The sequence below is a fragment of the Streptomyces sp. NPDC088785 genome (genome assembly GCF_044750685.1).
Classification (GTDB): domain Bacteria; phylum Actinomycetota; class Actinomycetes; order Streptomycetales; family Streptomycetaceae; genus Streptomyces.
Window position 1 is genome coordinate 1,024,316 of sequence record NZ_JBIVKH010000002.1, and the last position, 20,526, is coordinate 1,044,841.

Sequence of the window (20,526 nt, forward strand, 5' to 3'; positions counted from 1 at the left end):
CGGCCCGTCCGGCGGGGTCAGTCCTGCTGAGCCGCCTGCTCGGCGGACTGCCACTCGGCCAGTGCCACGACGTCCTTGAGGAAGCCGCGCACGCCGAGGAACTGGGAGAGGTGCTCGCGGTGCTCGGCGCACGCGAGCCAGGTCTTGCGGCGCTCCGGCGTGTGCAGCTTCGGGTTGTTCCACGCCAGCACCCACACCGCGTCCGCACGGCAGCCCTTGGCGGAGCACTGCGGGGTCGTGGGGGACGGCGGGGTCGGCCCGGACAGGTTCGCGAGATTCACGCCTCAACCTTAAACGGCCCGGAAAACCCCCCGGGAAAAGGCGACGCCGAGCAGCCACGGGGGGAGCTGCCCGGCGTCGGTCAGTCGCTCCGACGGGGGATGCGGAGCGCGTACGCAGTATGTCACGCGCGACCCCGTACCCGGCACCGGAACCACATGATTGATCTGAGCTTTTCTTGAGCTTTATCGACCAGTAGTACCGCGCGCCGACGCGCCGCCGACTACGGGCGGTCCTCCGGGACGGGCTCCGCCGGTCCGGCCGTCGGTGTCGGCGCGATCATCGGCCGCGAGGGGGCCGGCACGAAGGTCGACGGCAGGTTCGGCGCGTTCTCCCGGCCCGCGTTGGCGATGACCACGGCCACGTAGGGCAGGAAGGCGCCGAGCACCAGGGTCACGATGGCGACGGGCCGCTCGATGTCCCACAGCACCGCCGTGGCGATCACCGCGAGCGTACGGACCACCATCGAGATGACGTACCGGCGCTGCCGCCCGCGCACGTCCTCGGCGAGTCCCGTCCGGGCCCCGGTGATCCGGAAAACCTGTGCCCCGCCGTTGTCGCTGCGCTTTCGCGTCACACTCCACCACCCGCCAGCTCGCCGGACTCTCCCCGGACCGGACCGCCACCACGTTACGCCGCGGCCGCGTCGGCCACGAGAGCGGGGGAGTCCGCGGTCGGGTGCGCCCACTGCGCCGTCCCCCGTACGGGGCGCCCCGACATGCGCCGTACGGAGTACGGCCGGAGACTGATCGCATGTGGGTGGCGCAGGCCGCGCACTCCGCGCCGCTGAGGAGGCGATGTCATGAGTTGGTTGTGGGCGATCATCGTGGGTCTGGTCCTGGGCCTGATCGCGAAGGCCATTCTGCCTGGTAAGCAGCAGATTCCGCTGTGGCTGACGACGGTCTTCGGCATCATCGGCAGCGTGCTCGGCAACTGGGCCGCCACGGGCCTCGGTGTCAACGACACCAAGGGCATCGACTGGATCCGCCACCTGCTCCAGCTGATCGGCGCCGTCGTGGTCGTCGCCGTGGGCGACATGGCCTGGACGGCGCTGCGAGGCAACAAGCAGCGGACCTAGACCGGGCCGCGAGCCGGGCTCGACCGGGCTCGACCGGAATCGACCGGAATCGACCGAGGGCGCCGCCCCTTCCGCCTGCGGAAGCGACGGCGCCCTCGGTCGTCGGGACGCGCTGCGGGACGCCCTAGGCGCCCTTCACCTCGACGGCCGCGAGGTTCTTCTTGCCGCGGCGCAGGACCAGCCAGCGCCCGTGCAGCAGGTCCCCGACGGCCGGCACGTGGTCCTCGGCGGCGACCTTGACGTTGTTCACGTAGGCCCCGCCCTCCTTCACCGTGCGGCGCGCGGCGGACTTGCTGGCCACGAGACCGACTTCGGCGAACAGGTCGACGACCGGACCCAGCTCGGTGACCTCGGCCTTCGGCAGCTCCGACAGGGCGGCCGCGAGGGTCGCCGGGTCGAGGTCCGCCAGATTTCCGTCGCCCTGGCCGAACAGCGCCTTCGACGCGGAGATCACGGCGGCCGTCTGGTCGGCGCCGTGCACCAGCGTCGTCAGCTCCTCCGCCAGCGCGCGCTGGGCGGCGCGGGCCTGCGGGCGCTCCTCGGTCTGCCGCTCCAGCTCCTCCAGCTCCGCACGGGAGCGGAAGGACAGAATCCGCATGTACGTCGAGACGTCACGGTCGTCCACGTTCAGCCAGAACTGGTAGAACGCGTACGGCGTCGTCATGTCCGCGTCGAGCCAGACGGCGCCGCCCTCGGTCTTGCCGAACTTGGTGCCGTCGGCCTTGACCATCAGCGGCGTCGCGATGCAGTGCGCCGTCGCCTCCGGCTCCAGGCGGTGGATCAGGTCGAGACCGGCCGTGAGGTTGCCCCACTGGTCGGAGCCGCCCTGCTGGAGCGTGCAGCCGTAGCGCCGGTACAGCTCCAGGAAGTCCATGCCCTGGAGCAGCTGGTAGCTGAACTCGGTGTAGCTGATGCCCTCCTGCGACTCCAGGCGGCGGGCCACGGAGTCCTTGGTCAGCATCTTGTTGACCCGGAAGTGCTTGCCGATGTCGCGCAGGAACTCGATCGCGGACATCCCGGCGGTCCAGTCCAGGTTGTTCACCATGACCGCCGCGTTCTCGCCCTCGAAGTCGAGGAAGGGCTCGATCTGCGAGCGCAGCCGGGTCACCCAGTTCGCGATCGTCGCCGGGTCGTTCAGCGTGCGCTCCGCCGTCGGCCGCGGGTCGCCGATCTGACCCGTGGCGCCGCCCACCAGCGCCAGCGGGCGCAGGCCCGCCTGCTGGAGGCGGCGCATGGTCAGCACCTGCACGAGGTGGCCGACGTGCAGGGAGGCCGCGGTCGGGTCGAAACCGCAATAGAACGTGACCGGACCGTCCGCGAGCGCCCTGCGCAGTGCGTCCTCGTCAGTGGACTGGGCCCACAGCCCGCGCCACTTCAGCTCGTCGACGATGTCCGTCACGGTTCCGGGTCTCCTTGCACAGTTCTGTTGGGGCCCGCCCAGTCTATGGGCGAACCGGCGCGCCTCAGACGCCCTGGCTGACCGAGCTCATGTTGAAGTCCGGCACCCGCAGCGCCGGCATCGCGGCCCGGGTGAACCAGTCGCCCCACTCGCGCGGCAGCGTCTGCTCCGTGCGCCCGGCCTCGGTGGCCCGCCCCAGCAGGTCCACCGGCGACTCGTTGAACCGGAAGTTGTTCACCTCGCCCACGACCTCGCCGTTCTCCACCAGGTACACACCGTCGCGGGTCAGCCCCGTCAGCAGCAGCGTCGCCGGGTCGACCTCGCGGATGTACCACAGGCAGGTCAGCAGCAGCCCCCGCTCGGTGGCGGCGACCATCTCCTCCAGCGACCGGCCCGAGCCGCCGTCGAGGATCAGGTTGTCCCCGGCGGGCGCGACCGGCAGCCCGGTCAGTCCGGCGCTGTGCCGCGTCGTCGTCAGGTGCTTCAGCTCGCCCTGGGAGATCCAGTCCGTGGCGCTCACCGGCAGCCCGTTGTCGAAGACGGACGCGTCGTCCCCCGACGAATGCGCCAGCACGAACGGCGCGCACTCCAGACCCGGCGCGTGCGGATCGCTGCGCAGCGTCAGCGGCAGCTCGCTGAGCCGCTCGCCGACCCGGGTGCCGCCCCCGGGCCTGCTGAACACGGTCCGCCCCTCGGCGGCGTCCCGCGCCCCCGCCGACCACAGCAGATAGATCAGCAGGTCGGCGACGGCGGTGGGCGGCAGCAGCGTCTCGTACCGGCCCGCGGGCAGGTCGATCCGGCGCTCGGCCCAGCCCAGCCGGGTGGCCAGCTCGGCGTCCATCGCGGCCGGGTCGACGTCCGTGAAGTCGCGCGTGGAGCGCCCGGCCCACGCCGAGCGCCGGCGATCCGGCGACTTCGCGTTCAGCTCCAGCGTCCCGTTCGGCTGGTCGTGCCGCAGCCGTACGCCCGTCGACGTACCGAGATAGCTGGAGGTCAGCTCGTGGTTGGCGAAGCCGTACAGCTCGCGCCCGCCGGCCCTGGCCCGCGCGAACGCCTCCCCGAGCGCGGGCGCGAACCGCGTGAACACGTCCGACGAGGTCTCGGCCGGGGCGTCCGTGAAAGCGGCGCCGGGCGCCGCGCCCTCGACCAGCGGCTGCGCGTCCTCGGCGGGCCCCGCCTTGGCGGCGGCCTCCTCGGCGGCGCGGACCAGCGGTTCGAGGTCGTCGGCGGTCACCGCGGCCCGGGACACGACACCGGTCGCCGTGCCCTCCTTGCCGTCGACCGTCGCGATCACGGTGAGCGTGCGCCCGCGCGTCACCCCGTTCGTGGTCAGCGCGTTTCCTGCCCAGCGCAGGTTCGCGGTGGACGTCTCGTCGGCGATGACGACGCAGCTGTCGGCCCGCGACAGCTCCAGGGCGCGCTCGACGGTCTCGTGGGGCCTGCTGGTACGAGGGCTCATCGACCCGCCTCCTGCGTCGTATTGAGGATGTTGACGCCCTTGAAGAGCGCGCTGGGGCAGCCGTGCGAGACGGCCGCGACCTGGCCGGGCTGGGCCTTGCCGCAGTTGAAGGCGCCGCCCAGGACGTAGGTCTGCGGGCCGCCGACCGCCGCCATGGAACCCCAGAAGTCGGTCGTCGTCGCCTGATAGGCGAAGTCCCGCACCTGGCCGGCGAGCCGCCCGCCCCGGATCGCGTACGCGCGCTGCGCGGTGAACTGGAAGTTGTAACGCTGCATGTCGATCGACCAGGACCGGTCGCCGACCAGGTACAGGCCGTTGTCGACGCCCGAGATCAGATCCTCCGTCGACAGGCCGCCGGGGTCGGGCTGCAACGACACGTTCGCCATCCGCTGCACCGGCACGTGCCCGGGGGAGTCGGCGTACGCGCACCCGTTGGACCGCTCGAAGCCGGTGAGCCGGGCGATCCTGCGGTCGAGCTGGTACCCGACGAGCGTCCCGTCCCGCACCAGGTCCCAGGACTGCCCGGCCACGCCCTCGTCGTCGTAGCCGATGGTGGCGAGCCCGTGCTCGGCGGTCCTGTCCCCCGTCACGTTCATGATCTCGGAGCCGTACTTGAGCTTCCCGAGCTGGTCGAAGGTGGCGAAGGAGGTGCCCGCGTACGCCGCCTCGTAGCCCAGCGCGCGGTCCAGCTCCGTGGCGTGCCCGATGGACTCGTGAATGGTCAGCCACAGATTGGACGGATCCACGACCAGGTCGTACGAGCCCGCCCGCACACTCGGCGCCCGCATCTTCTCGGCGAGGTGCTCGGGCAGCCGCGCCAGCTCGCCCTCCCAGTCCCAGCCGGTGCCCGTCAGGTACTCCCAGCCGCGGCCCACCGGCGGCGCGACCGTGCGCATCGAGTCGAACTCGCCGCTGGACTCGTCCACGGCGACCGCGGTCAGCTGCGGGTGCAGCCGGACCCGCTGCTGGGTCGTCACCGTCCCCGCCGTGTCCGCGTAGAACTTGTTCTCGTGCACGGCCAGCAGCGAGGCGTCGACGTGGCTGACCCCGTCGGCCGCCAGCAGCCGCGCGCTCCAGTCGGCGAGCAGCCCGGCCCGCTCCTCCTCCGGCACCGAGAAGGGGTCGATCGCGTAGGAGGAGATCCACGTCCGGTCCGCGTGCACCGGCTCGGCCGCCAGCTCCACCCGCTCGTCGGACCCGGCCGCCCTGAGCACCTGCGCGCTCAGCTTGGCCATCGCGACGGCCTGCGAGGCGACCTTCGCCGCAGCGTCCATGGTCAGGTCGACCCCGGAGGCGAAGCCCCAGGTGCCGCCGTGCACCACCCGCACCGCGTACCCGAGGTCGGTGGTGTCGGACGACCCGGCCGGCCGGGCGTCCCGCAGCCGGACCGCCGCGCTGCGCACCCGCTCGAAGCGGAAGTCGGCGTGCTCGGCGCCCAGGGCCCGGGCGCGGGCGAGGGCCGCGTCGGCCAGGGCGCGCAGCGGCAGGGCCGTGAAGGCTTCATCGATCGTATGGGGCACAGGGCCTCCCTGTTCGTCGCGGTTCGTGGCCACGGGCGGGCTCCGATCATGTCGCGGGACAGGGGTGCGCGGCCAGACCTTTCTGTAGGGACCCGACAGTGAGTCGTGGACGCCACTGTCGGTGGCCGATTCTCCGTACTCCGGGTCGTACCGATAGGTTTCGAGGACCACGACCGCTATCGAAAGGGTGATCCGTTGAGCCGCTCGGTTCTCGTCACCGGAGGAAACCGGGGCATCGGCCTCGCCATCGCCCGTGCCTTCGTCGAGGCAGGCGACAAGGTCGCGTTCACCTACCGCTCGGGCGAGCCGCCCAAGGAGCTCATCGACGCCGGGGCGCTCGCCGTCAAGTGCGACATCACCGACACCGAGCAGGTGGAGCAGGCCTACAAGGAGATCGAGGAGAAGCACGGCAACGTCGAGGTGCTCGTCGCCAACGCCGGCGTCACCAGGGACCAGCTCCTCATGCGCATGTCCGAGGAGGACTTCTCGTCCGTCCTCGACACCAACCTCACCGGCACCTTCCGGGTCGTGAAGCGCGCCAACCGCGGCATGCTGCGCGCCAAGAAGGGCCGCGTCGTGCTGATCTCCTCCGTCGTCGGCCTGCTGGGTTCCGCGGGGCAGGCGAACTACGCCGCCTCGAAGGCGGGTCTGGTCGGGTTCGCGCGGTCCCTGGCCCGTGAGCTGGGATCGCGCAACATCACGTTCAACGTCGTCGCCCCGGGTTTCGTCGACACCGACATGACCCAGGCCCTGACCGACGAGCAGCGCGCCGGCATCGTGTCGCAGGTGCCGCTCGGCCGGTACGCGCAGGTGGAGGAGATCGCCGGAGTGGTGAAGTTCCTGACCTCCGACGACGCCTCGTACATCACTGGAGCCGTCATCCCGGTTGACGGCGGATTGGGCATGGGTCACTGAGAACGATGACTAGTACTGGCGGAATCCTCGAGGGCAAGCGCATCCTCATCACCGGTGTGCTGATGGAGTCCTCCATCGCCTTCCACGCCGCGAAGCTGGCGCAGGAGCAGGGCGCGGAGATCATCCTCACCGCCTGGCCGCGGCCGACGCTGACCGAGCGCATCGCCAAGAAGCTCCCCCGGCCCGAGAAGGTCAAGGTCCTGGAGCTCGACGTCTCGAACGACGAGCACCTCGGCCGCCTGGAGGCCCAGGTCCGCGAGCACCTGGGCGACCGCCTCGACGGCGTCGTGCACTCCATCGGCTTCGCGCCGCAGGACGCGCTGGGCGGCAACTTCCTGAACACGCCGTTCGAGTCCGTGGCCACCGCCATGCACGTCTCCGCCTTCTCCCTGAAGTCGCTGACCATGGCCCTGCTGCCGCTGATGACCAACGGCGGCAGCGTCGTCGGCCTCACCTTCGACGCCCAGTTCGCCTGGCCGCAGTACGACTGGATGGGCCCGGCCAAGGCCGCCCTCGAGGCCACCAGCCGCTACATGGCGCGCGACCTCGGCAAGCACGACATCCGCAGCAACCTGGTCTCGGCCGGCCCGCTCGGCTCCATGGCCGCCAAGTCCATCCCGGGCTTCAGCGACCTCGCCGCCGTCTGGGACTCCCGCTCCCCGCTGGAGTGGAAGCTCGACGACCCGGAGCCGGCCGGCAAGGCCATCGTCGCCCTGCTGTCGGACTGGTTCCCGAAGACGACCGGGGAGATCGTCCACGTGGACGGCGGGCTGCACGCCATCGGCGCCTGAGCCCCGCTCGCCCGTTCGGCTCACAGATCGGGCACACACGAGGGACCTCCCCGCACCCTGGGTGTGAGGAGGTCCCTCTGTGCGCCTGCCCCGACGCATGGCCCCAGCCGTCGCCGCCGTACTCCTGATCGCCGTACTCCCGTACGAAGCCGCGTCCGCCGATCGGCCCGCCCGGCCGAAGCGCGCGCTGTTCGGCGCCCAGTGCCGGGTCGCCGTCGACGGCGCGCGGGTACGGGCGTTCTGCCACAACCCCTACCCGGGCGTCGACGCCGTCGCCCTGCACGTCGAGTGCGCGCCGTGGTGGGACATCGACACCGACTCGGCGCCGCGCGAGGTGGGCCCCGCCGAGACCGTGCGGATCGACGGGCGGTGCTGGAAGCAGGTGCGGGACGTGTGGGTCAGCCACCGAAGGGCGGGCCGGTGAGCCGCCCCGGCCGGCACAGGAACGGATAGCCCGCCGCCTCGATGCCCGCCGCCTCCGCGTTCCCGTCCCGGATCGCGTCGACCAGCCCGGCGTGGTCCATGTGGTTCTCGGCGGTGAGCCGCTCGCCCACGTCCTCGCGCAGCCAGTCCCGCAGCACCTCGCCGAGGTCCGCGTACATCGCCGTCATCACGTCGTTGTGGGAGGCCGCCACCACGGCCATGTGGAACGTCGCGTCCGCCGTCACGAACGCCTCCGTGTCACCCGACCCCCACGCCTCCTCACGGCGTACGAGGAGCGCGTCCAGCTGCTTCACGTCGCGCTCGGTGCGCCGCACCGCGGCCAGCTTCGCCGCGCTGGACTCCAGCGTGGAGCGCAGCTCGGCGATGTGCCGCGGGTCGGCCTCGGCGAACCGGCGCTGCATCACCCCGGCCAGCTCGCTCGTCGCCACGACGTACGTGCCCGAGCCCTGCCGGATGTCCAGCAGCCCGTTGTGCGCGAGGGCGCGCACCGCCTCGCGCACCGTGTTCCGCGCCACGCCCAGCTGTTCCACCAGCTCGGGCTCCGTCGGGATCCGCGAGCCCACCGGCCACTCGCCCGACGAGATCTGGGCGCGCAGGGCGGAGATGACCTGCTCGGACAGGGCCGAGCGCCGGGGAGAGGTCAGCGGCATGACGTTCCTTCGTGCGGACGGACTGCGAACAGTAGCGAACGGACCGGCCGGATCCGGGGCCGGATCCGCGAACCGGTCCGGCATCCGATCCAGTAACCGATCCGGCAACCGATCCGGCAACCGATCCGGCAACCGATCCGGCAACCGATTGGACAGTCAATCATCCCATGATTCTAAGATGGGTCTCATGGCTAGTGAGGACACCCCGACGATGGCGCCCCCGAGCACCGATTCCCCGATACCCCGCGACACGGTGACGGACAAGGACGAAGGCACCGCCCCGCGCGCGTGGGCGGTCCGCCTCATCCCCGTCGCCATCGTCCTCGCCGCCATGAACCTGCGGCCCGCCATCACCAGCCTCGGCGCCCTCCTCGAAGAGGTCCGCGACGGACTCGGCATGAGCGGCAGCGTCGCCGGACTGCTCACCTCCGTCCCGCCGCTCTGCTTCGCCGTCTTCGGCGTGATGGCACCCCGGTTCGCCAAGCGGTTCGGGCCGGGCGCCGTCGTCTGCTTCGGCATGGCCGCGATCACCGCGGGCCTGGTCGTCCGCCCGTACACCGGCGGCACCGCCGGCTTCCTGGTCGCCAGCGCCCTCGCCCTCATGGGCATCGCGGTGAGCAACGTCCTGATGCCGGTCATCGTCAAGCGCTGGTTCCCCGACCGCGTCGGCTCCATGACGGGCCTCTACTCGATGGCCCTCGCCGCCGGCACCTCACTGGCCGCCGCCGCGACCGTGCCCCTGACCGACGGCCTCGGCGGCAGCTGGCAGACCGGCCTCGCCGTGTGGGCCGCCCTCGGCGCCGTCGCCCTGCTGGCCTGGATCCCGCTGGCGCGCGAGCGGGGCCCGGTGGAGCCCGCCCCCGTCCGGTCCGGCGGCACGCCCGCCGACGGACTGCGCATCACCCGCAGCCGCACCGCCTGGGCGCTCGCCGTCTTCTTCGGGCTCCAGGCCACGGCCGCGTACATCACGATGGGCTGGATGGCACAGATCTTCCGCGACGCCGGGGTCTCCGCCTCCACGGCCGGTGTGCTCCTCGCCGTGACGATGGTGATGGGCGTGCCGCTCGGCTTCGTCATCCCGCGCGTCGCCGCCCGGCTGCCCAGCCAGGGCCCCATGGTGATCGCCCTCGGCGTGTGCGGCCTGGCCGGGTACGCGGGCCTCTACCTCGCCCCCGCCTCCGGCGCGTGGGCCTGGGCGGTCCTGCTCGGCATCTCCAACTGCGCCTTCCCGCTCGCCCTCACCATGGTCGGCATGCGCGCCCGCACCGGCGCCGGCGTCGCCAAGCTCTCCGCGTTCGCCCAGTCCACCGGCTACCTCATCTCGATCCCGGGACCGCTGCTCGTCGGCGTCCTCTACCAGCACAGCGGCGGCTGGGGCGTGCCGATCGCGCTGATGGCCGCCCTGATGGTGCCGCAGATCGTGATCGGCGTCCTCGCGGGCCGCAACCGCACGGTCGAGGACGAACTGGCCCCCGCGTCCTGACGACCGGGGCCGGGTGGGACACTTGCCGCATGTCGCCTGTGCTCGAACCCAATCCGCAGAACGGCCAGAAGAAGCTCCTCGCCGTCCTGGGCCTGATGCTCGCCGTCACCGTGATCGTCGCCGTCGTCGCGACCATCGCCTCCCCGTGACCGTCGCCTTCCCGTGACGGTCGCCTTCCCGTGACGGTCGCCTCCCCGTGACCGTCGCCTTCCCGTGACCCGGGGTGGGGTTACCTCCACCATCCCCTAGGGGGTCAGGCTCAGGGTCGACTGGGTGGATCACCGGATGGGCGCCGGCCCGTCCGGTCCGTACCGTCGAACTGTCGCCGGGAACGGCGGCGCGACCGTTCGACGAAGACGCACGTACGCGGCCTGCCCGCACGGCGTCACGGATCCCGGAGGCACCCATGTCGGCCCCCTCGCACCCCCGGTCCCACCCGGCAGCCACGGGCGGCGTCGACATCCGGCTGCCCTGGTGGGCCGTCGTGCTGCCCGCCATCGCCTTCGTGACGCTGCTCCTGCTCATCCTCAATCCGGCCGACGGACACGCCGCGGCGGGCGATCCCGCCCTCGCCCACGTCCTGGGCCGCGCCAAGGATCTCCTGCTCCCCTAGGGTCCGTTCACCCCTGTCGGGCGAGCACGTCAACTCCCTGCGCCCCGTGCCCGGTTTCGTGCGAAGCTGGGACTCATGAGCGTCGCAGAACCCCGCAGGATTGTCCTTTTCCGGCATGCCAAGGCGGACTGGCCCGAGGTCTCCGACCACGAGCGGCCGCTGGCCGAGCGGGGCCGCAGGGACGCCCCCGTCGCCGGCCGCCGGCTCGCCGACTCCGGAGTCACCTTCGACCTGGCCCTCTGCTCGACCGCCGCCCGCACCCGTGAGACCTGGAAGCTCGCCGTCGCCGAGCTGCCCGAGCGGCCCAGGACCGTGTACGAGGAGCGGATCTACGACGCGTCGCCGGGCGAGCTGATCGCCGTGCTCAACGAGACGCCGGACGACGTGCGCGACGTCGTCCTGATCGGCCACAACCCCGGGGTGCAGGCCCTCAGCGAGATCCTCACGGCGAAGGCCGAGGGCGACGCGCGCGAGCGGCTCGACCGGCGCGGCTTCCCCACCGCCGCCTTCTGCGTGCTGACCTACGCCGGCCCCTGGAAGAGCCTGGAGCCCGGCACCGCCACCCTCACCGACTACTGGGCGCCGAGCGAGTAGCGCCCGCGCGCACGGAAGGGGCCCGGCGCCGCGCCGGGCCCCTTCCGCTGCCGCGCCGGGGTGGTCGGTGGCCCGACGGAGCTACGCGCCCTGCTCGTCCGCCGCCTCGACCTCTTCGCGCGAGATGCCGAGCAGATAGAGCACGGTGTCGAGGAACGGCACGTTCACCGCGGTGTGCGCCGCCTCCCGCACCACCGGCTTGGCGTTGAAGGCGACGCCGAGGCCCGCCGCGTTCAGCATGTCCAGGTCGTTGGCGCCGTCGCCGATCGCCACGGTCTGCGCGAGCGGCACCCCGGCCGCCTCGGCGAACCGGCGCAGCAGGCGCGCCTTCCCCGCCCGGTCCACGATCTCGCCGGTGACCCGGCCGGTCAGCCGGCCGCCGACGATCTCCAGCGTGTTGGCCTGCGCGAAGTCGAGGCCGAGCCGCTCCCGCAGGTCGTCCGTCACCTGCGTGAACCCGCCGGACACCACGCCCACTTGATAGCCGAGGCGCTTGAGCGTACGGATCAGCGTGCGGGCGCCGGGCGTGAGCCGCACCTCGCTCCGCACCTTGTCGACGACCGACGCGTCCAGCCCTTCGAGGAGCGCCACGCGCGCGTGCAGCGACTGCTCGAAGTCCAGCTCGCCGCGCATCGCCGCCGCCGTCACCTCGGCGACCTCGTTCTCGCAGCCCGCGTGCGCCGCGAACAGCTCGATGACCTCGTCCTGGATCAGCGTCGAGTCGACGTCCATCACGACGAGCCGCTGCGCCCGCCGTTGCAGTCCGGACGCGACGACCGCGACGTCCACGCCCAGCTTCGCCGCCTCTATGGCGAGCGCCGTGCGCAGTTCCTCGGTCCCGGTGCCCGAGACCGCGAACTCGACGGCGGTGACCGGGTACTTGGCGAGGCGGAAGATGCGGTCGATGTTGCCGCCGGTGTCGGTGATCGACGCGGCGATCGCGGCGGTCGACTCGGCGGTGAGCGGGTGCCCGAGCACGGTGACCAGGGAACGGCCGAGCCCGCGCGGCCGGTTGTCGCCGATGCCGGAGATGATCTCGGCCTGCATCTTCATCGACTCCGCCCAGCTGTGGACGGTGGCCCGCAGGTCTCCCGCGAGACCGGCCGGCGGTTCGGTCACCAGGGCGCACAGGACGATGCGCCCGCGGGTGACGACCTGCTCGATGTCGACGACGTCCACGGAGTAGGCGGCGAGGGTGTCGAAGAGCCCGGCGGTCAGGCCGGGCCGGTCCTTGCCGAAGATCTTGACGAGGAGGGTCGGGACGTCGGCCGCCACGGTCGCGGTGTCGGTCGGGGCATCAGCGAGGTGCTGGGGCTGCGAAGCGCTCATGATGCCCTTACGGTATCGGGCCCGCGCGCGGGGGCGCGGGGCCGGTCCGCCTGCCGGACACGGCCCGCGCCGCGCGACCGCGGGACGGCCCGAGGCGGGCCCTCGCACCCCACGGACCACCACTCGGGACCGTGCCCCTGTCCGGGCGCGCGGGACCCGGACCAGGACCGGCGGCCATCTAGCGATCTGGCGATCTGGCGATCTGGCGAGCGGGGAGCTGGGCGCGGGACCGGGCCGGTCGCTCCGCGCCGCTCCGATCCTCGGGACCGGGGTCCGCCGACGGGGCCGTCGGCACCCCGGGGGCGGCACCGGGAGGGCGGCACGTGCCCACGCGCGTGCGGGGCCGCCCGGACGTGGGGCGGCCCTCTGCGCCGCCCCGCCCCTCACTCGCCCGTCGGCCCCCGAGGCCGTCGCCGGTTCCCGCCCGGGCCGGGGGCGGGCGGCGGCGGGGGAGGGGACGGCCAGTCGGTGCCCTGGCCGGGCGACCGTGGCCGGGGCCGCGGCCCGGGCCGGACGGGACCCGCCACCGTCGGCTCGGCGTCCACCCCGCCCGCGCCGCGCCCGTCGTAGGGGTTCTTCAGGTACGGGTTCGTGTCCGGGTCGGCCGGGCGGTACGGCTGCGTCGGCCGGTACGGTCCCGTCGGCCCGGCCGGCGGTTCCGGCACCGCCGCCACGGCGAGCGGCGACACCCGGCTGCCCGCGGCCCCGGCCGCGCACGAGAGCAGCGCACCGAGCGCCCCCGCGCCCGCACCCCACGCCGCCCCGAGCAGCACCGCCATGCCCAGCCGGCCGTGCAGGTCGAGGCCCGCGCCGAACGCGTCGAAGCCCAGTACCGACAGGGAGGCGTCGGCGGAGACGTCCGTCAGCCACACCAGGAGCGGCAGGGCGAGCGCCGTGCCGGCCGCGAGCCGCAGCGCGCACCGCCCGGCGAACCCCCACGGCGCCCGGACCACCGGCGACCGCACCGCCGTCAGCACCCCGGCGAACAGCATCATCAGCGCCACGGCGGCGGCCAGCAGCCAGACCCTGCTGTCGAGTTCGGCGAGCCGGCCCAGCGTCACGGGCCGGTCGGAGGAGTCCCGCAGCAGATCGTCCAGCGGGTGCGGCAGGACGCCGGTGAGCGCGCCGGTCGCCCTGCCGTCCCACGGCACGAACAGGCCCAGCGGGACACCGATCCACACGCCGTTGGGCGCCCCCAGCAGCGCGGCGCCCGCGATCCGCCTGGGATGGTCGTCGCCGACCATCGCGTACACCGCCGCCGCGAGGCCCGCGAGCACCGCCACCAGCAGCACCGTCACCAGCGCCGAGACGGCGGGCCGCACCACCCGGTGCACCGCGCCCAGCGCCCGCGGCAACGGCGTACGGCGCGACGCGAGCAGCGCGATCAGCAGCACCCCGAGCACGAACGCGGCGCCACCGAGCAGCGTCGCACCCGTCTCCACGGTGAAGCCGACCTTCGCCTCGGCCTTCACCAGATCGCCGATCCGGCCCGGCAGTTCGTCCCCGAGCCCGCCGGGGAGCCGGTCCGCGAGCCCGCCGGGCAGACCCCCCGCGCCCGGAATGTCCTTCAGGCCCAGCTTCGAACCGTCAATCGTGATGATGTCGTGACCCGCCCAGGCGAGCCCGCCCAGCATCGCCACGAACAACAGCACCACCGATCCCACGCGCGCGAGCAGTTCGCCCGGCGACACCTCGACTCCCGCCGACCGCAGGGACCGTAGGAAGAACCAGCTCAGCACCAGCGCCCCCACCAACCCCACGCCCAGCGGCGCGATGTCGATCGAGGTGTGGGCCTGCGCACCGTCCAGTCCGAACGCCGAGACGTCCCCCGACGGCGTCACCCGCCCCCCGACGCCGATCGCCACCACCGCGGCCGTCATGGGGCCCAGCGACCCCGTCGTGTCCGCGTCCAGCAGATGGAGCCCGAGCGCCGCGACCCCCGCCATCGTGATGAAGGCCCAGCTCACCGCGGCGATGGCGGACAGCAGCACATCGCCCCACCGCACGGCGGGCGCAGCTCCGCTTCGTGTCCCCTGCCGGCCGCTCTCCATCAGGACCCCCCGATCCTTAAGGCATCGCCCCCTGGGCTCCCACCACTCTCCGGGTGTCGGCGGCACCCCGTCAACGGGGCGGCGGGCGGCGCTCCCGGGGAGGCGCACAGGACACTTCACCACCCCACGGCCACCCCGCGCGCGAGGGCCAACTTTCGGCCGCGGGGGCGTTCCTGAAATAGTTCCTCACGATGTTCGACATCCCTAGACTTCGCATGTCGGGGGAAAAACTCGGGGGACAACTCAGTGGGGCATGGAGTGCCTGAACTCGTACTGGAACTGAATGGCAGGACCTGGACGCTCGACCCGTCCCGGTCGTACACCGTCGGGCGCGATCCGGGGGGTGACATCGTCCTGGACGACGCCCGGGTGTCGTGGCGGCACGCCACGATCAGCTGGGGCGGCCGCGGCTGGGTCATCGAGGACCACGGCTCGACCAACGGCACCTTCGTCCAGGCGCAGCGCATCCACCAGATGGAGATCGGGCCCGGCACGTCGGTGCACCTGGGCAACTCCACGGACGGCCCGCGGCTGACCGCGCGGGGCGGCGCCCGGGCCGGCGTCCCGGCGCAGGCCGCCGGACAGCCCGCGCAGGCCGCACCGCACCAGCCGCACCAAGCGCATCAGGCGCATCAGGCGCACCAGCAGGCCGCCGGCCTCGCTCAGCAGCCGTCGCCCCAGCCGTACCAGCAGCCCGCCTGGCAGCAGGCACCTCCGCAACAGCAGCAGCAACAGCAGCAGCCCCCGCCGCAGCAGTGGCCGACGCCGTCGGCGCAGGGGGTCCCGCAGCAGGCGCCCGGCGGCGTCGCGGGCGCCCCGCCGGTCTACGGCGACCGCAGCCCCACCACCTTCCACCAGCTCTCCCTCGGCCGCGTGATGCGCATCGGCCGCGCCCTGGAGAACGAGCTGGTCGTCTCCGACCTCCAGGTCTCGCGCCACCACGCCGAGTTCCACGCGATGCCCGACGGCCGCTTCGAGATCCACGACCTCGGCTCGCACAACGGCACGTACGTCAACGGCCAGCCGATCTCCAAGAGCGGCACCGCCCTGCTGGGCCCGAACGACATCGTCGGCGTCGGCCACTCCACGTTCCGTCTCGTCGGCGACCGCCTGGAGGAGTTCGTCGACACCGGCGACGTCTCCTTCTCGGCCCGCCATCTGACCGTCACCGTCGACGGCGGCAAGCAGATCCTCAAGGACGTCTCCTTCGGCGTCCCCGAGAAGTCCCTGATAGCCGTCATCGGCCCCTCGGGATCCGGCAAGTCGACCCTGCTGAAGGCGCTCACCGGCTACCGCCCGGCCGACCGCGGCGACGTCCTCTACGACAACCGCAACCTGTACAAGCAGTTCGCAGAGCTGCGCCAGCGCATCGGTCTGGTCCCGCAGGACGACATCCTGCACAAGGAGCTGACCGTCAAGAAGGCGCTCAAGTACGCCGCCAAGCTGCGCTTCCCCGCCGACACCAGCGAGCAGGAGCGCCAGCAGCGCATCGACGAGGTGCTGCGCGAGCTGAAGCTGGACATCCACAAGGAGAAGAAGGTCACCTCCCTCTCCGGTGGCCAGCGCAAGCGCGTCTCCGTCGCCCTGGAGCTGCTCACCAAGCCGTCGCTGATCTTCCTGGACGAGCCCACGTCGGGCCTCGACCCGGGCATGGACCGCGACGTCATGCAGCTGCTGCGCGGCCTGTCCGACGACGGCCGTACGGTCCTGGTCGTCACGCACTCGGTCGCCGAACTGGCGCTGTGCGACAAGCTGCTCGTGATGGCGCCGGGCGGCTCGGTCGCCTACTTCGGACCGCCGGAGGAAGCGCTCAACTTCTTCGGCTACGACACCTGGGCCGACGTCTTCTCCGCCTTCGAGAACTACCGCGACTACGACTGGGCGGGCCGCTGGAAGGGCTCGCAGCACTACCAGATGTACGCCGCCGACATCGACGCCGTCGCCCCGCAGTCCGTGCAGATGCCGCCGCCCGCGGCCGTGAAGCCGCCCAAGCCGCAGCCCTGGGGCGCCCAGCTGCTCACGCTGATCCGCCGCTACGTGTCGGTCATCGCCTCCGACAAGGGCTTCATGGGGCTGATGGTGATCCTGCCCGCGGTCCTCGGCATCGTCTCCGTCGTCATCCCGGCCGAATTCGGTCTCGGGCCGCCCAAGCCGCCGGACAAGTTCAACGCCGACGCGGGCACCATCATGCTGATCGTCGCGGTCGGCATGTGCTTCTCGGCCGCGGCCAACTCCGTCCGTGAGCTGATCAAGGAACGGGTCATCTACGAACGGGAGCGCGCGACGGGCCTGTCCCGCTCCGCGTACCTGATGTCGAAGGTCATCGTCCTCGGCGTCATCACGGCCGTCCAGGGCGTCATCATCTGCGCCATCGCCTTCACCCCGCGCGAGCTGCCCGCGCAGGGGCTGCTGATGCCGCCGGCGATCGAGCTGTGCGTCGCGATCATCGCGCTCGGCTTCACGTCGATGATGTTCGGCCTGGTCATCTCCTCGCTGGTGAAGACCTCCGAGAAGACGATGCCGCTGCTGGTCATGTTCGCCATCGTGCAGGTCGTCTTCACCGGCGTGCTGTTCCAGATCTACGGCTCCATCGGCCTGGAGCAGTTCGCCTGGCTGATGCCGTCCCGCTGGGCGGTCGGCGCCGCGGGCGCCACGCTCGACCTGTCGCACGTGATGCCGCCGTGGGACGAGAAGAAGCCGAACGACCTCGACCCGCTGTGGGACCACTCGGTCGCCCAGTGGGGCATCGACCTCGCGGTCCTGATCGTGCTCGGCATCATCTGCGGCGTCGTGGTGGCCCGCCTGCTGCGCCGCCACGAGCCCGAGGTCATGCGCAAGTAACCCCGCGCCACCGGCGACGGGAGAGACCCGGAGAAGACAGAGGAGGGCGGCACCCCGCGGGGTGCCGCCCTCCTCCGCCGTGGGGGTCAGCGTGTTCCGGACCCGGAGGTCCCGGCAACGGGTCTCAGTACGCGCTGTTCACGTTGTCGATGGAGCCGTACTTGTCGGCCGCGTAGTTCGCGGCGGCCGTGATGTTGGCGACCGGGTCGTAGATGTTCGCCGACGTGCCGGTCACGTGGTACGCGGAGAACGTCGGCTGGATGACCTGGAGCAGGCCGATCGACGGCGTGCCGTTCTGCGCGTTGACGTCGTAGCCGTTCACGGCGTTCGGGTTGCCCGTCGACTCCCGCATGATGTTGCGGTGCAGGCCGTCGTAGCTGCCCGGAATGCCCTTGGACTTCATGATGTCCAGCGACTGCCGGATCCAGCCGTCGAGGTTGTTGGCGTACGTCGGGGCGGCCGCCTGGGTCACCGTGGCGGTGCGCTGGGCGGACCGGCTCGCGGCGGCCTTCGCCTCGCGCTCCTGCTTGGCCTTCGCCTCGGCGTCGGCCCTGGCCTTCGCCTCGGCCCGCGCCTTCTCGTCGGCGGCCTTTTTCTGCTCGTCCGCGGCCTTCTTCGCGGCGGCGGCCCTGGCCTGCGCGTCGGCGGTGGCCTGCTGGTGGGCGACACCGGCCTGCACGGACTTGATCTGCTGGGCACCGGCGTTGGTGGTGAAGGCGACCGGGGCCGCGGCGACGGTCTCGCTCTGCGCCGTGGCCTGCGTGTCGTGACCCGGGACCAGGGTGGCCGCGAGGGCGGCGGCGCCGAGCGCGGCGACACCCGCCACCGAGAACTTGTGGGTGCGGGTCAGCGGACTATGGCCGAAGGTGCGGAGCCTGGACATGGAGACGGGGACCTCTCGAAGAACGGAAGCCGCCCGCCGGTCCGGGATCCCGGAGGCCGTGTTTGGGACACGAACGCCGCGGGTAGGACCCCGCGGCGCTGAGCGACGGTGGCCATTCTTAGCGGCCGCAAAAAACCGTGGCAACGATGTGACGTACGAAGCCGGGTAGTGGACCGGGGCACGGGAAAAGGGGGCCGGAAGCCCGCTCCCGACCCCCAGCCCCCGTGCAGCCTCGGGACTTAAGTCCCGAGACGATCCACTAAAGACGTTCGTACGTGACCTGTGCCCTATGTGCGGGGTCACATCCAGAGCGTTGCCGTCTCACTGAAAGTTGCTGTCGCAATCCCCAGAGTGAGACTTCTCCTCCGGAAGGATGAGGTGCACGTCCCCGAACTCGTGCCACAGGTAGAGCCCCCGCAGCGCCTCCTCGTACGTACGGCCCACGGCCGCCCGCCCCGCGATCGCCTCCAGCATCAGCAGATGCGACGCCTCCGGCTCGTGCAGCCCGGTCAGCAGCCCGTCCACCACCCGCACCCCGCGCTCCGGCGTCACCACGAGCTCCGTCCAGCCGCCCGCCGCCCGCACCACCCCGTCGGCGCCGGCCGCCGACTCGACGGCGCGCACCGCGGTCGTCCCCACCGCGACGACCCGCCCGCCCCCGGCCCGCGCGGCGTTGATGAGCCGGGCCGACGCCTCCGGCACCGCGAAACGCTCGCCGTAGGGCGGCTCGTGCGACTCCGCCGACGCCACCCCCGTATGCAGCGTGACCGGCGCGAACTGCACGCCCCGGCTCACCAGCCGCGCCACGACGCGATCCGTGAAAGGCCGCGCCGCACTCGGCATCTCGGCACTGCCCGACCCGTCCGCGTACGGCAGCGCGAACACCGTCTGGTAGGCCGACAGCGGCTGGTCCCGTGCCGTGTACGCGTAGCGGATCGGCCGCCCGTGCGCGCGCAGCAGCCCCGGCACGTCCCCGTTCGCCCGCACCCACCACAACCGCTCGTGCCCGGCCGCCACCGGCTCCTCGAACACCAGGCGCACGCCGTCGGGGAGCGCCACGACCGAGCCCGCGGGCCCGCCCGCGCGCGGGCGCGTCGTCCCCCGCCCGTCCGGCTCCCGCAGCTCGACCACCCACCGCCCGCCGTCGCCCCGCGTCGAGACGTGCACGACCACGCGCGCGCGGTCGAGCGTTCCGTCCACGGCGGCCGCCAGCGTCGGCGAGGTGTTGACGATCAGCAGATCCCCGGCCCGCAGCACGTCCGGCAGCTCCGGGAAGCGGTGATGGGCCACCGCCGTCCCGCGCGACACCAGCATCCGCACCGACGCCCTGTCCCGGCCGGGCCCCCGCTGCTCGGCCGGCACCCGCGCCAGCAGCTCCCGCGGAACCCGCAGCGCGAGCGTCATCGCACCTCCAGCAGCGACGCCGCCGCGTACCTGCCGCTGGCGGGCCGGTCGACGAGCAGCCGCACGACGGCGGGCGCCACGTCCCGCGGCGCCGGCACCCCGCTCAGGTCCTCGTCCGGCTCGGCCGCCGCCAGCATCCGCGTGCGCATCCCGCCCGGATCCACCGCCCACACCCGCAGCTCCGGCTCCTCCACGGCGAGGACCGCCGACCACCGGTCCAGCGCCGCCTTCGTCGCCCCGTACCCGCCCCAGGCGCGGTACGCCTCCGTGGCCGCGTCCGACGTCAGGTTCAGCACCGCACCGGCCGGCGCCCGCCGCAGCAGCGGCAGCGCCTCCTGGACCAGCGCCAGCGGCGCCACCACGTTCACCTCCAGAGCCCGGCGGAACGCGTCGGCCGGCAGCTCCTCCAGCGTCACCAGCGGCTCCACCCCCAGGACACCCGCGTTGTTCACCAGCAGATCGAGCCCGCCCAGCTCCCGGGCCGCCGCGACCAGCCCGGCCCGGTGGCCGCCGTCCGTCACGTCGCCCGGCACCGCCCGCACCGTCCCGCCGTGCTCCGCGAGCCGCGCCGCGGCCTCTTCCAGCGGCGCCGCGTGCCGCGCGTCCAGGACGAGGTCCCAGCCCCGCTCGGCCAGCACGGCCGCCAGCGCCCGGCCGAACCCCCGCGACGCCCCCGTGATGATCGCTACCGCCATGACAACCGTCCCCTCGCTCCGGCCCGTGTGCGTCCAGGGCCCAACCTAGGAACGCCGGGGGACCAGGCACCTCCGGCGCGGGTCGCGACGCCGCCGGG

Annotated in this window: 20 protein-coding genes; 9 read left to right on the forward strand and 11 right to left on the reverse strand. The window is 72.6% G+C overall.

Annotated features, from left to right (window positions below):
• Positions 1 to 17: 17 nt before the first annotated feature.
• Both ACIP5K_RS10315 and ACIP5K_RS10320 read right to left on the reverse strand, forming a co-directional pair.
• Complete coding sequence (locus tag ACIP5K_RS10315) at positions 18 to 281, reverse strand: hypothetical protein (RefSeq protein WP_401407448.1); 264 nt, start codon at positions 279 to 281, stop codon at positions 18 to 20.
• 221 nt (positions 282 to 502) lie between these two features.
• Positions 503 to 856: a DUF3099 domain-containing protein gene (locus tag ACIP5K_RS10320; RefSeq protein WP_401407450.1), complete on the reverse strand. Its 354-nt coding sequence runs from the start codon at positions 854 to 856 to the stop codon at positions 503 to 505.
• A gap of 225 nt (positions 857 to 1,081) precedes the next feature.
• Between ACIP5K_RS10320 and ACIP5K_RS10325 the strand changes: the two genes are divergently transcribed.
• Positions 1,082 to 1,357, forward strand: a complete 276-nt coding sequence (locus tag ACIP5K_RS10325; RefSeq protein ID WP_401407452.1) for a GlsB/YeaQ/YmgE family stress response membrane protein — start codon at positions 1,082 to 1,084, stop codon at positions 1,355 to 1,357.
• A gap of 124 nt (positions 1,358 to 1,481) precedes the next feature.
• Here the strand turns inward: ACIP5K_RS10325 and tyrS are convergent, their stop codons facing one another.
• From tyrS to ACIP5K_RS10340, 3 genes are all read right to left on the reverse strand, one after another.
• Positions 1,482 to 2,756, reverse strand: coding sequence for a tyrosine--tRNA ligase (gene tyrS / locus ACIP5K_RS10330; protein WP_401407454.1), 1,275 nt, complete (start codon positions 2,754 to 2,756; stop codon positions 1,482 to 1,484).
• A 64-nt stretch (positions 2,757 to 2,820) separates the two neighbouring features.
• Positions 2,821 to 4,215: a metallopeptidase TldD-related protein gene (locus ACIP5K_RS10335; protein ID WP_401407456.1), complete on the reverse strand. Its 1,395-nt coding sequence runs from the start codon at positions 4,213 to 4,215 to the stop codon at positions 2,821 to 2,823.
• The gene (locus tag ACIP5K_RS10340; RefSeq protein WP_401407458.1) at positions 4,212 to 5,735 is read right to left on the reverse strand and encodes a TldD/PmbA family protein; all 1,524 of its coding nucleotides are present in this window, start codon (positions 5,733 to 5,735) and stop codon (positions 4,212 to 4,214) included. Before ACIP5K_RS10340 ends, ACIP5K_RS10335 begins: the two co-directional genes overlap by 4 nt.
• Positions 5,736 to 5,930: 195 nt before the next feature.
• Here ACIP5K_RS10340 and fabG point away from each other — a divergent pair, with 195 nt between their 5' ends.
• The 3 genes from fabG (at position 5,931) to ACIP5K_RS10355 (ending at position 7,865) form a co-directional block, all read left to right on the forward strand.
• Positions 5,931 to 6,650 carry a 3-oxoacyl-[acyl-carrier-protein] reductase gene (gene fabG, locus ACIP5K_RS10345; protein ID WP_401407460.1) on the forward strand — a complete coding sequence of 240 codons (720 nt, stop codon included), beginning with the start codon at positions 5,931 to 5,933 and terminating at the stop codon, positions 6,648 to 6,650.
• A 5-nt stretch (positions 6,651 to 6,655) separates the two neighbouring features.
• Positions 6,656 to 7,441 carry an enoyl-ACP reductase FabI gene (fabI, locus tag ACIP5K_RS10350; protein WP_401407462.1) on the forward strand — a complete coding sequence of 262 codons (786 nt, stop codon included), beginning with the start codon at positions 6,656 to 6,658 and terminating at the stop codon, positions 7,439 to 7,441.
• Between the two features lie 79 nt (positions 7,442 to 7,520).
• On the forward strand, positions 7,521 to 7,865 hold the full coding sequence (locus tag ACIP5K_RS10355; RefSeq protein ID WP_401407464.1) for a hypothetical protein: 345 nt from the start codon (positions 7,521 to 7,523) through the stop codon (positions 7,863 to 7,865).
• On the opposite strand, the gene ACIP5K_RS10360 is transcribed toward ACIP5K_RS10355, so the two are convergent.
• Positions 7,840 to 8,535: a FadR/GntR family transcriptional regulator gene (locus ACIP5K_RS10360; RefSeq protein ID WP_401407466.1), complete on the reverse strand. Its 696-nt coding sequence runs from the start codon at positions 8,533 to 8,535 to the stop codon at positions 7,840 to 7,842. The two genes, ACIP5K_RS10355 and ACIP5K_RS10360, sit on opposite strands and share 26 nt — an antisense overlap.
• Before the next feature lie 187 nt (positions 8,536 to 8,722).
• Between ACIP5K_RS10360 and ACIP5K_RS10365 the strand changes: the two genes are divergently transcribed.
• The 4 genes from ACIP5K_RS10365 to ACIP5K_RS10380 all read left to right on the forward strand — a co-directional run bounded on the left by ACIP5K_RS10365 (position 8,723) and on the right by ACIP5K_RS10380 (position 11,225).
• The gene (locus tag ACIP5K_RS10365) at positions 8,723 to 10,018 is read left to right on the forward strand and encodes a CynX/NimT family MFS transporter (protein WP_401407468.1); all 1,296 of its coding nucleotides are present in this window, start codon (positions 8,723 to 8,725) and stop codon (positions 10,016 to 10,018) included.
• Between the two features lie 29 nt (positions 10,019 to 10,047).
• Positions 10,048 to 10,167: an SGM_5486 family transporter-associated protein gene (locus ACIP5K_RS10370; RefSeq protein ID WP_351458658.1), complete on the forward strand. Its 120-nt coding sequence runs from the start codon at positions 10,048 to 10,050 to the stop codon at positions 10,165 to 10,167.
• Positions 10,168 to 10,424: 257 nt separating this feature from the next.
• Complete coding sequence (locus ACIP5K_RS10375; RefSeq protein ID WP_401407470.1) at positions 10,425 to 10,631, forward strand: hypothetical protein; 207 nt, start codon at positions 10,425 to 10,427, stop codon at positions 10,629 to 10,631.
• 75 nt (positions 10,632 to 10,706) lie between these two features.
• Positions 10,707 to 11,225: a SixA phosphatase family protein gene (locus ACIP5K_RS10380; protein ID WP_401407472.1), complete on the forward strand. Its 519-nt coding sequence runs from the start codon at positions 10,707 to 10,709 to the stop codon at positions 11,223 to 11,225.
• 81 nt (positions 11,226 to 11,306) lie between these two features.
• Here the strand turns inward: ACIP5K_RS10380 and serB are convergent, their stop codons facing one another.
• Both serB and ACIP5K_RS10390 read right to left on the reverse strand, forming a co-directional pair.
• Positions 11,307 to 12,554: a phosphoserine phosphatase SerB gene (gene serB, locus ACIP5K_RS10385; protein WP_401407474.1), complete on the reverse strand. Its 1,248-nt coding sequence runs from the start codon at positions 12,552 to 12,554 to the stop codon at positions 11,307 to 11,309.
• A 383-nt stretch (positions 12,555 to 12,937) separates the two neighbouring features.
• The gene (locus ACIP5K_RS10390; RefSeq protein WP_401407476.1) at positions 12,938 to 14,605 is read right to left on the reverse strand and encodes a streptophobe family protein; all 1,668 of its coding nucleotides are present in this window, start codon (positions 14,603 to 14,605) and stop codon (positions 12,938 to 12,940) included.
• A 246-nt stretch (positions 14,606 to 14,851) separates the two neighbouring features.
• On the opposite strand from ACIP5K_RS10390, the gene ACIP5K_RS10395 reads away from it, so the two are divergent.
• Positions 14,852 to 17,446: an FHA domain-containing protein gene (locus ACIP5K_RS10395; protein WP_401407478.1), complete on the forward strand. Its 2,595-nt coding sequence runs from the start codon at positions 14,852 to 14,854 to the stop codon at positions 17,444 to 17,446.
• A 124-nt stretch (positions 17,447 to 17,570) separates the two neighbouring features.
• Here ACIP5K_RS10395 and ACIP5K_RS10400 read toward each other — a convergent pair whose 3' ends face one another.
• The 3 genes from ACIP5K_RS10400 to ACIP5K_RS10410 form a co-directional block, all read right to left on the reverse strand.
• Entirely contained in the window at positions 17,571 to 18,329 is a 759-nt protein-coding gene (locus ACIP5K_RS10400; protein ID WP_401407480.1) for a transglycosylase SLT domain-containing protein, read from the reverse strand.
• Positions 18,330 to 18,650: 321 nt separating this feature from the next.
• Positions 18,651 to 19,733, reverse strand: a complete 1,083-nt coding sequence (locus ACIP5K_RS10405) for an S-adenosylmethionine:tRNA ribosyltransferase-isomerase (RefSeq protein ID WP_401407482.1) — start codon at positions 19,731 to 19,733, stop codon at positions 18,651 to 18,653.
• Positions 19,730 to 20,428 (reverse strand): SDR family NAD(P)-dependent oxidoreductase, encoded by a 699-nt coding sequence (locus ACIP5K_RS10410; RefSeq protein ID WP_401407484.1) that lies wholly within the window; start codon positions 20,426 to 20,428, stop codon positions 19,730 to 19,732. The genes ACIP5K_RS10405 and ACIP5K_RS10410 overlap by 4 nt, the downstream gene beginning before the upstream one ends.
• Between the last annotated feature and the right edge of the window lie 98 nt (positions 20,429 to 20,526).